General features: G+C 67.5%; 7 protein-coding genes. 3 read left to right on the top strand and 4 right to left on the bottom strand.

Annotated features, from left to right (window positions below; all coding sequences use genetic code 11):
* Positions 1–6: 6 nt before the first annotated feature.
* Together QXK92_RS05290 and QXK92_RS05285 are read left to right on the top strand one after the other, a co-directional pair.
* Entirely contained in the window at positions 7–2,229 is a 2,223-nt protein-coding gene (locus QXK92_RS05290; protein ID WP_306240621.1) for an MMPL family transporter, read from the top strand.
* Positions 2,230–2,386: 157 nt separating this feature from the next.
* Positions 2,387–4,312 (top strand): serine/threonine-protein kinase, encoded by a 1,926-nt coding sequence (locus QXK92_RS05285; protein ID WP_306240620.1) that lies wholly within the window; start codon positions 2,387–2,389, stop codon positions 4,310–4,312.
* A 12-nt stretch (positions 4,313–4,324) separates the two neighbouring features.
* Here the strand turns inward: QXK92_RS05285 and QXK92_RS05280 are convergent, their stop codons facing one another.
* The 4 genes from QXK92_RS05280 to QXK92_RS05265 form a co-directional block, all read right to left on the bottom strand.
* Positions 4,325–4,780 (bottom strand): pyridoxamine 5'-phosphate oxidase family protein, encoded by a 456-nt coding sequence (locus QXK92_RS05280; RefSeq protein ID WP_306240619.1) that lies wholly within the window; start codon positions 4,778–4,780, stop codon positions 4,325–4,327.
* A 78-nt stretch (positions 4,781–4,858) separates the two neighbouring features.
* Positions 4,859–5,590 (bottom strand): VIT family protein, encoded by a 732-nt coding sequence (locus QXK92_RS05275; protein WP_306240618.1) that lies wholly within the window; start codon positions 5,588–5,590, stop codon positions 4,859–4,861.
* A gap of 57 nt (positions 5,591–5,647) precedes the next feature.
* Positions 5,648–6,904, bottom strand: a complete 1,257-nt coding sequence (locus QXK92_RS05270) for an APC family permease (RefSeq protein ID WP_306240617.1) — start codon at positions 6,902–6,904, stop codon at positions 5,648–5,650.
* Between the two features lie 38 nt (positions 6,905–6,942).
* Complete coding sequence (locus QXK92_RS05265) at positions 6,943–8,379, bottom strand: wax ester/triacylglycerol synthase family O-acyltransferase (protein WP_306240616.1); 1,437 nt, start codon at positions 8,377–8,379, stop codon at positions 6,943–6,945.
* A 163-nt stretch (positions 8,380–8,542) separates the two neighbouring features.
* Between QXK92_RS05265 and QXK92_RS05260 the strand changes: the two genes are divergently transcribed.
* Positions 8,543–10,720, top strand: a complete 2,178-nt coding sequence (locus QXK92_RS05260; RefSeq protein ID WP_306240615.1) for a glutamine synthetase III — start codon at positions 8,543–8,545, stop codon at positions 10,718–10,720.
* Positions 10,721–10,772 lie beyond the last annotated feature (52 nt).

Raw genomic sequence — 10,772 nt, 5'->3', positions numbered from 1 at the left:
ATCGCCGTGCTGGACCGGATAAGCCACCTCGCCATCGCCTTTCCGAGGCGGGTCATCGCGGCGGCGCTGCTGATCGTCGTCGGCGCCGCCATCTTCGGCGTCCCGGTGATCAAGCACCTCTCGGGTGGTGGCGGAACCGATCCCGGTTCCGAATCATCCAGGGCCGGCGCTTTGCTGTCACAGAAGTTCGGCCAGGGTGACACGACGCTGGTGATCGCCCTAACCTCACCGGGCGGCGCCAACGGACCACAGGCCAAAGCGCTCGGCACCGATCTTGTTCGGCAGCTGAAGAGTTCGCCGGACGTGCGTGAGGTGCAATCAGGGTGGACCGCGCCGCCCGAAGCGGCCCCGGCGTTCTTCGGCAAAGACGGTAAGACTGGGCTGATCGTGGCTGCCATCGGCGGCGGTGAGGGCAAGGCCCAGCAGAACGCGATGCGGCTGTCCGACGAACTTGTCCACGACCGCGACGGGGTGACCGTGCGGGCCGGCGGTGACGCCGCAGTCGCCTGGCAGGTGAACGCGCAGACTCAGCAAGATCTGTTCCTGATGGAATCGGTGGCGCTGCCACTGAGCTTCCTGGTGCTGGTCTGGGTGTTCGGCGGGCTGGTCGCGGCGGCGCTGCCGGTCGCCGTCGGCGTGTTCGCGATCCTGGGATCACTCGCCAGCCTGCGTGCCATCGCACTGTTCACCGACGTCTCGATTTTCGCGCTGAACCTTTCGGTCGCGATGGGCATGGCGCTGGCCGTCGACTACACCCTGCTGATCCTCAGCCGATTCCGGGACGAACTGGCCGACGGCGGGACCCGGGAGGCCGCGCTGCGCCGCACGATGGCCACCGCCGGACGCACCGTGTTGTTCTCGGCGATGACGGTGGCATTGTCCATGTCGACAATGGTGCTCTTCCCGCCCTACTTCCTGAAATCCTTCGCCTACGCCGGAACAGCGGTGGTGGCCTTCGCCGCAGCGGCAGCGATCACCGTGACGCCGGCGGCCATTGTGCTGCTTGATCGCCGGCTAGATTCCTGGGATGTCCGCCCGATGCTGCGCCGGATCTTCTGGGGGACAGCCGGCCGAAGCGGGTCACGGCAGCGGCGGACCTGGTACGACTGGTCCAAAATGGTGATGCGCCACGCGCTGCCCCTCGGATTGGCGGTCATCGCCCTGCTGCTGTTGCTGGGCTCACCGTTTCACCGCGCGCGCTGGGGCTTCGCGGACGACCGGATCCTGCCCCCCTCGGCCTCGGCGCGCCAGGTGGGCGACCTGCTGCGCAGCGACTTCCCGGACCGGGGTGTGCCCGACGTCACCGTCGTGTTGCCGGACGTCGCCAATCTGTCTGCGGCCGAACTGGATTCGTACGCTGCCGAGCTCTCGCGGGTGCCCGAGGTGAAGTGGGTGTCGTGGCTTGGCGGCACGTTCGTCGACGGCCGGCGGTTCGGCCCACCCTCGGCGGCCTACGGACTCAGGGACGGCAGCGCATTCCTCACTGTCGGCACCACCGCACCCCTGTACACCAGCGCCTCCACCACGCAGCTGGACCGGCTGCATGCCGTGGTGACGCCGAGGGGCCGACCGGCGTGGCTTACTGGTGTGGCACAGAGCAATCGAGACAGTGTGCACGCGATCGCCTCCCGGCTGCCCGTGGTGCTGACGCTCATCGCCGTCATCACCCTGACCCTGGTATTCCTGCTGACCGGCAGCGCGGTGCTGCCCGTCAAAGCCCTGCTGATGAACACCCTGTCGCTGACCGCCGCATTCGGCGCGCTGGTGTGGGTCTTCCAGGAGGGGCATCTCGGTGGCCTCGGCACGGCAGCCACCGGCACCCTGGGAGTCGAGCTGCCGGTCCTGTTGTTCTGCATCGCATTCGGCTTGTCGATGGACTACGAGGTGTTTCTGATCTCGCGCATCCGCGAGTACTGGGTGGCGTCCGAAAAGGGCCCGGGTGCAAACGACGAGAGCGTCGCCTTGGGGCTGGCGCACACGGCCCGGGTGATCACCGCAGCGGCGCTGATCATGGCGATCTCGTTCTCGGCGCTGATGGCCGCCCAAGTGTCGTTCATGCGACTGTTCGGATTCGGCTTGACGGTGGCGGTGCTGTGCGACGCCACACTGGTTCGCATGGTGCTGGTGCCGGCGTTCATGCACGTGCTCGGCCGATTCAACTGGTGGGCGCCCAAAGCGCTGACCCGCCTGCACGAGCGGTTCGGGCTGAGCGAGGCGCCGGGTCTTTAAGGCGGCTGCGCCGCAGGGTTTCTTAGTGGCGGCCGCGCCGCAAGAATTTCGCAAGAATTGCGACAAGATGCGGCAAGCGTTGCGCGGCAGATTATGTTGTGCCGGCCCATCGGGCGGCCCCGGCAGGGATGAACCGCAACGCAGAAGGAACGACATCGTGGACACCACTCACCCGCTGACGTTGAAATCCGGCGAACTATTCGCCGGATTCCGGATCATTCGCGTGCTCGGCGCCGGCGGCATGGGCACGGTGTACCTGGCGGGGCACCCGCGGCTGCCCCGCGAGAATGCGCTGAAAGTCTTGCCGGCGCAGTGGAGTGCCGATCCGGTGTACCGAGCCCGGTTCGAGCGGGAAGCCGAGTTGGCTGCCGACCTTTCGCACCCGAATATCGTCCAGGTGCACGACCGCGGTGAGCAGGGTGGCCAGTTCTGGCTCTCCATGGACTACGTGGCGGGTACGGACGCATCTCGATTGCTACGCGAAAAGTTCTCCGGCGGAATGCCGTTGGATGAGGTGGTGCCGATCATCAACGCGGTGGCCTCGGCACTGGACTACGCGCATCACCGTGGGTTGCTGCACCGCGATGTCAAACCGGCCAATATTCTGCTGGACGGCGAGCAACCGCGGGGTATCTTCCTGGCCGACTTCGGTATCGCGCGGCGCATCGACGACGGGGTCGGGCTGACAGCGACCAACATGACGGTAGGCACCGTTAACTACTCCGCACCCGAGCAGCTTCGCGGTGATCCGATCGACGGGCGTGCCGATCAGTATGCGTTGGCGTGCACGGCATTTCATCTGCTGACCGGTGCGCCGCCGTTCGAGGACTCCAATTCGGCCGTGGTGATCAGCCGCCATGTGGGCGCTCCGCCTCCCTCGATCGGCGCTGTGCGACCCGAACTGGCCGGGCTGGACTGGGTTTTCGCCACCGCGATGGCCAAGGACCCGACCCGCCGCTTCGGCCGTTGCCAGGAGTTCGCCGAACAACTGGCCAGGTACGCGGCCCCGGGTTTCGCCTACGCCGAAGAGATTCCGGGCGGCCCGGTCCTGCAGTACCCGACGTATCCCTCGATGAGCGCCACCCTGCCCGCGCTGCCGCGCGTCACGCCCAGCCGCGGCAAGCGCACCAGGGTTGTCGCCGCCGCGCTGGCCTGCATCGCACTGCTGATCGCCGGAGGCATCGTCGCGGGAGAGAAGCTGATCTCCCACTACCGCTCGAGCACGGCCGCCAAGACTCCGGCCGCCGAGTCGCCGACCACCACCACTCCCGCGCCCAACACCGGCCCGTTCACCGGCTCCTATCAGGTGGAATACGGCGTGGTGACCGGCGTTGACGGGCAGGCGGCTCCGAAGCCGATGACACCGACCACCGAAACGTGGGCGGTGCGTTCGGTGTGCGGGTCCGCCGGATGCGTGGCAACTGCGTCGCGACAGGGCGGTGAGACCATGTATGCACCGGAGATCGTCTTGGACCAGGTCAACGGGACCTGGATAGCGGTCACCATCGGGTCGACCACCTGCGGCAACGTCGAAGGGGAGGAATGGGAGACGTTTACGCTGCAGCCGCGGCCGGATGGCACCCTCGCCGGGGAAGCCACCCAGACGATGGCCAAGGGGTGCGCCAACAAACGGAGCGTGACCTTCACCCGCACCGGCGACGCCAACATCAACAGCCTGCCCGATCCGGCTGCCCTCCCGCCGCGCGTGACGTCGCCGGCGGCGGCGCTGCACGGCCACTACCACCAACTGTCCGTGCAGCCGAACGGTTTCAAGGACCAGGGCGACTACATGGTCCGAACCGATTGCCTCCGCACCGGAGCGCGGTGCGTGAGCCTGTTCCACACCGCACCGGCCACCGCGATGGTGCTGCAGTACGCGGACGGAACCTGGAACTATGACCGGGAGTTCGACGCCACCTGCGGCAGGGGCGGCCCGACGCACGTGAGAATCGTTGTGCCCTATGCCCTTCCGCGGCCGCTGCAAGACCCGATCACGACGCTGAGCGGAAATGGACACGAGGAACTGACGGGCAACTGCCCGAGCACCGACGTGCAGGTGACGTTCACCCGGACCGGCGACTGACAGGCGAGCGAGTCAGCGGGTTTCGGAGGTCGCCGCAATGTGTCCGTGGGCGCGCGGGCTGAAGTGGAATCGCCTGCCGGTTACCGACTCCGGGAGCACCCGGACATAGTGCGATTTCTCCGAGTCCGTCCACGGCAGCAGGTGGGCCCGCTCGGCCTCGGCGATGTCTTCGTCGCTGCGCACCGAGCGGGCGGTGCCCTTGACGATCACGCTCCAGCCTTCGGCGACGTTGTGGTCGTCCACCTCGAAGACCACGTTGTTGTTGATCGCGGTGCTGACCAGCTTGGTGCCTCCGGCGGTCCGGAACAGGATGGTCTTGCGTTGCACGACGTAGTTCACCGGGAAGATCTCGGGGCGCCCGTCGACGGCCGTCACCAGGCGGCCCAACGTCGTACTCGCCAGCAGATGCCAGCATTCGTGTGCGGACAGGATGGTGGCGCCAACGTGGTCCTGGCTGTCATGCGTCATGTCCACAGCCTAGGGAACCAGGACCGGCCGTCGCGCCTGCCAAAGGTCCTCTCCTGGCGGTGACCAAAGCAGTACGCGTCAGGTCACCGCAGTGCCGAAGAGGTGACCGATCCTGTAGGTGAAAGCCAGTCCGGCGGCGCCGCCGATGGTGACGCGCAACACGGCGCGGCGCGCGCTGCTGCCGCCGATCCGTGCGCTCATCGCGCCCGCCAAAGCCAGGGCTATCAGCACCGAGACGAACGTCACGGGCACCCGCCAGGCCGCGGGGGGCAGCAGTATCGCCACCAGCGGGAGCAGAGCTCCGGCGATGAACGAGCCGGCCGACGCCGCCGCGGCATGCCACGGATTGGTCAGTTCCTCGGGATTGATCTGCAATTCGGCCTCGGCGTGCGCGGCGAACGCGTCATGGGCCGTCAGTTCCTTCGCCACCGTCGCAGCGGTCGCGGGCGACAGACCCTTGGCCTGGTAGATGGCGGTAAGTTCGGCCAGTTCCGCTTCGGGAGTGTCGCGCAGTTCGTGACGTTCCTTGTGGAGCAACGCCCGTTCGCTGTCGCGCTGACTGGATACCGAGACGTACTCGCCCAACGCCATCGACACCGCGCCGGCCACCAGGCCGGCCAACCCGGCGGTGAAGATGGGGCCACGGGCGGCGGTCGCCCCGGCGACGCCCACCACAATGCCGGCGACGGAGACCACCCCGTCGTTGGCACCCAGGACGGCGGCTCGCAGCCAGTTCAACCTGCCGGACGCGCCCCCGCGGTGGGGCTCGGACGGATGATGCCATTGTCGGCTCTGCTGATCGTCAACCACGGGGTAAAGCCAACCGCACCAGCGCGAGTCCCGCCACCAAGTGCAGGCTCACCAACCTCATCGCAGCAGGCGCCGCACCCAGAACACCGTCGCCCCGACACCGAGGAACACCGCACCCGCGATCACCGAGGACACGGGCAGCGCGAACGCCACCACCACACAGCCCAGCACGCCGACCACCGGAATGACCTTGGGCAGCGAACCTTCCGCACGCCGCAGCGTCAGGGCGGATGCGTTGGCGATCGCGTAGTACACCAGCACCGCGAACGACGAGAATCCGATTGCGCCCCGCAGGTCGGCCGCAGCCGCCAGCGCGGCGGCCACCACCCCGACCGCGATCTCGGCGCGATGCGGCACGGCGAAACGCGGATGCACCGCGTCGAGCTGATGCGGCAGGTGACGGTCGCGCGCCATTGCCAAAGCGGTCCGTGACACGCCCAGCAACAGCGACAGCAGGGAACCCAGCGCCGCGAGTACCGCACCGACAGCGACGACCGGCACCAGCCAACCGGCGCCCGCGACGCGCACCGCGTCCACCAGGGGAGTGGCGGTCGAGGCGACCCGCCGGGGTCCGAGCACCCCCAGCACGGCAACCGCGACAGCGGCGTACACGGCCAACGTGGCGGCCAGCGCGATCAGAATCGCCCGCGGAATCGTGCGGGCCGGCTCACGGACCTCCTCGCCCAGCGTGGCGATGCGGGCGTAGCCGGCGAACGCGAAGAACAGCAGACCCGCCGACTGCAACACACCGCCTGGCGAAACACCATGCAGCGTACTGAGATTCGCGACGAGCTCCGGCGCACCGGAGCCGAATACCGCTACCACCACGGCTGCCAGCACCAGCAACACCGTCGCGACGATGCCGCGCGCGAGCCACGTCGACTTCTGGACGCCGAGATAGTTGACGACGGTGAGGACCAGCACTGAGATCACTGCGACGGCATGCGCGTGGGCCGGCCACGCGTAGGTTCCGACGGTCAGGGCCATCGCCGCGCAGGAGGCGGTCTTTCCGACGACGAATCCCCAGCCGGCGAGGTATCCCCAGAATTCGCCCAACCGCTCGCGGCCGTAGACGTAAGTGCCTCCGGACGCGGGATACAGCGCGGCCAGCCGTGCGGACGACGAGGCATTGCAGTACGCCAGCACACCCGCGGCCGCCAGGCCGATCAACAGCCCGGCCCCGGCCGCCCGCGCCGCGGGCGCCAGCGCCGCAAAGATGCCGGCGCCGATCATGGAGCTCAGGCCGATGACCACCGCGTCGCCGACACCCAAACTGCGTCGCAGATGCTCGGCAGGCCGGTTGCCGGTGGTCACCCGGTCACGCTATCTGTCGGTCGACTCAGATCCAGGACTCAACCCGCTGCGGCAAGCAGGTCCCCGAACGCGTTGTCCATGCACTGTGCGTAACGGGCCGGGTCGGGCAGCGCGTCGCGGTCGGCGGTGGCGCTGATGGACAGCGTTCCGTTGTAGCTCGCCACGACATGGCAGAGGTTCAGACCGCCGATCAGCGGCCCGAGACCGGCGGCGCGCAGCAGCCGGGCGCCACGGAAGTAGATCGGAGCGGTGGGGCCCGGCACGTTGGTCACGGTCGTGTTGGCGACGGCCGGCCCGGAGAAGGGCAGCACACTGGCGGCCTTGGCGGTGACCCCGAGCAGCGCCGTCGGCAGGGTCGCCACCAGCTCCAGCATCTGCGTCCTGGTCGTCTGCTCGGCTTCGGAGCGGCTTTGCGCGGTCGACTGCGCGATGGCGGTCAGACGTTCCAGCGGGTCGGCGATATCGGTCGCCAGCGGTTGCAGGCGGCCGGCGAGCATGTTCCCTTTGCCGCTCGTGTCGCCGGCCTCGCGCAGCGATATCGGGCACGCCGCGACGAGCGACTCCTCAGGAAGCTCGCCGTGGCCGTCCAGGTATTCGCGCAGCGCACCACCGACATAGGCGAGCGCCACGTCGTTGACCGTGGCGCCCGGCACCCGCGCCTTGATTTTCTTGAAGTCGGCGAGGTCATGGAACCGCGCTTCGAATACACGGTGCGGCGACACGGTCTGGTTGAATCGCGTCCTCGGGGGAAAGGTGGGCCGGTTCCCGTCGGCGACGCTGCTCACCAGGCCACCGACCAGCTTGCCGGGCAACGCGGCCAGTCCGCGGGCCAGTTGCGGAGCACTCGACAGCACGACTCTGCCGGCCTTCAGCGGGTACATCGCGGCATTGACCGCAGTGCGGGACAACAGCTCCGACGTCGAGGGCAGCGGGGCCGGCCGCCAGGGCCGGTCCGGGCCGGGCGGGCGCGGGCTGTCGGCGGCGAGGTCGTGCAGCGCCGCGATCATCTGGACGCTCGCCATCCCGTCGACCGCGCAGTGGTGCAGCTTCAACGCCATCGCGAACGAGCCTCTGGGGACGCCGGGCACGGCGTTGAGCCCCTCGATGACGGTGATCTCCCACGGCGGGCGACGCAGGTCGATCTGCCGGGCGTGCAGCCGCGCGACCTGGATGCACAGCTGCCGCCAGTCGCCGGGTTGTGGCAGCCCGATGTGGCGCACGTGGTATTCCAGGTCGAAGTTGGGGTCCTCCACCCAGTACGGCATGTGCAGTCCGCCCGGCAGCTCGGTCAGCCGCCGGCGGAACACATCGGCCAGGTGCAGCCTCGCGTCCAGCTCCTCCAAGATGCCCTTGAACGTGACCTTGCCACTCGGGGCGGTGGACGGGTCATAGATCAGCAGCATCTGGATCTGCAACGGCGTTGCTGGGCCTTCGGCTCGCAGCATCATGTCGTCGCTCCAACTCAGCTGCTGCACGTCAAGCCCCCTCGCTACGTCGCGTCTCACGTTTGCAACCAATGCTGCGCCACCGTTGACGCCGGCGTAACAAGATTGGCATCGAACCTACCTACGGTGAGGCGGTCTAGCGTCCGTCAAGCGATGAGCCACGGACCCCCCTTATAGCCGGATAGGAACTCAATTGAGCGGAAATGCGGTCCGCCTGCAGGCGATCAACAATGTCGAGGCATATGTACCCCCGGCGATCAGTTTTGTACCAGGGGAGGCGCCGGGCGAGATTTTCGGCTCCAACGTCTTCACCAAGGCCGAGATGCAGGCGCGACTGCCGAAGACGGTCTTCAAGTCGATCGTCGCCACCATCGAGAAGGGCGCCCCGCTCGACCCCGCCGTGGCCGACACGGTCGCGGTGGCGATGAAGGACTGGGCACTGGAGAAGGGAGCCACCCACTACGCGCACGTCTTCTACCCGATGACCGGGCTGACCGCCGAGAAGCACGACAGCTTCCTCGAGCCTGTCTCCGACGGAGCGACCCTGGCCGAATTCGCCGGCAAAACGCTGATCCAGGGCGAGCCGGACGCCTCCAGCTTCCCCTCCGGCGGATTGCGCAGCACGTTCGAGGCGCGTGGGTACACCGGGTGGGACGTCACCAGCCCGGCCTACATCCTGGAAAACCCGAACGGCAACACGCTGTGCATCCCCACGGTTTTCGTCTCGATGACCGGTGAGGCCCTGGACTACAAAACCCCGCTGCTGCGCAGCCAGCAGGCGATGGGGATTCACGCCGAACGCATCCTCAAACTGTTCGGGCACCAGGACCTCAACAAGGTCGTCTCGTTCTGCGGGCCCGAACAGGAGTACTTCCTGGTCGACCGGCACTTCTTCCTGGCGCGACCGGACCTGATCAACGCCGGGCGCACGGTGTTCGGCGCCAAGCCGCCCAAGGGCCAGGAGTTCGACGACCACTACTTCGGCGCGGTGCCTGAGCGCGTGCTGGGCTTCATGATGGACACTGAGCGGGAGCTGTTCAAACTCGGTATCCCGGCCAAGACCCGGCACAACGAGGTGGCCCCCGGCCAGTTCGAGGTGGCGCCGATGTTCGAGCGGGCCAACATCGCCTCCGACCACCAGCAGCTGCTGATGACGATCTTCAAGACGATCGCCAAGAAGCACGGCATGGAGTGCCTCTTCCACGAGAAGCCGTTCGCGGGCGTGAACGGCTCGGGCAAGCACGTCAACTTCTCGGTGGGCAACTCCGAGCTCGGGTCCCTGTTGGTGCCGGGCGACACCCCGCACGAGAACGCTCAGTTCCTGGTGTTCTGCGCGGCGGTCATCCGGGCCGTGCACAAGTTCGCCGGGCTGCTGCGGGTGTCGGTCGCCTCCGCCACCAACGACCACCGGCTGGGTGCCAACGAAGCTCCGCCCGCGATCATCTCCATCTTCCTCGGTGAGCAACTCGCCGACGTGTTCGAGCAGATCGCCAAGGGCGCGGCCACGTCGTCAAAGGGCAAGGGCACCATGATCATCGGTGTCGACACGCTGCCCCCGTTGCCGACTGATGCCGGCGACCGCAACCGCACCAGCCCATTCGCGTTCACCGGCAACCGATTCGAGTTCCGGGCACCGGGCTCCGGCCAGACGGTCGCGGTGCCGATGATCATCCTGAACACGATCATGGCCGACTCGTTCGACTACATGGCGACGATTCTCGAGCAGGCTGTCGAAGCCGGTGAGGATTTCGACGGCGCGGTGCAGAAGCTGCTCACCGACGTCATCACCGAGCACGGCGCTGTGGTGTTCAACGGCGACGGGTATTCCGAGAACTGGCAGATCGAGGCGGCCGAGCGTGGACTGCCGAACCTCAAGACGACATTGGATGCCATCCCGGAGCTGATCAAGCCGGAAGCGGTGGCGGTCTTCGAGAAGTACGGCGTCTTCAACGAGCGGGAGCTACACAGCCGCTACGAGGTGCGTCTCGAGCAGTACGCGCTGACCATCGCGGTGGAGGCGAAGCTGGCGCTGGAAATGGGCACCACGGTCATTCTGCCGGCAGCCGTGCGCTATCAGACCGAGCTCGCCCAGAACGTCGCCACCCTGAAAGCCGCCGGTGTCGAACCGAGCATCGCTGCACTGGAAGCGGTTTCGGCTCCGCTCGCCGAGCTGACGGCAGCACTGACGACCTTGAAGGCCGCGCTGTCCGACCACTCGGCGAGCTCCGCGCTGGACGAGGCGACGCACGCCCAGAAGGAGCTGCTGCCGGCGATGGAGGCGGTACGCGCTGCGGTCGACGCTCTGGAAGGCGTTGTCGCGGATGATCTTTGGCCGTTGCCCACTTACCAGGAGATGCTTTACATCCTCTGATAGACCGTCGTCGGGCGTGAGGGCCGGCCGCAACAGCGGGCCTGGTGATTCC

Origin of the sequence: Mycobacterium sp. TY815, from assembly GCF_030755135.1 — a bacterium.
GTDB lineage: Bacteria > Actinomycetota > Actinomycetes > Mycobacteriales > Mycobacteriaceae > Mycobacterium.
Note: the sequence above shows the minus strand (reverse complement) of the source record. Positions and strands in the feature narration are given on the sequence as shown.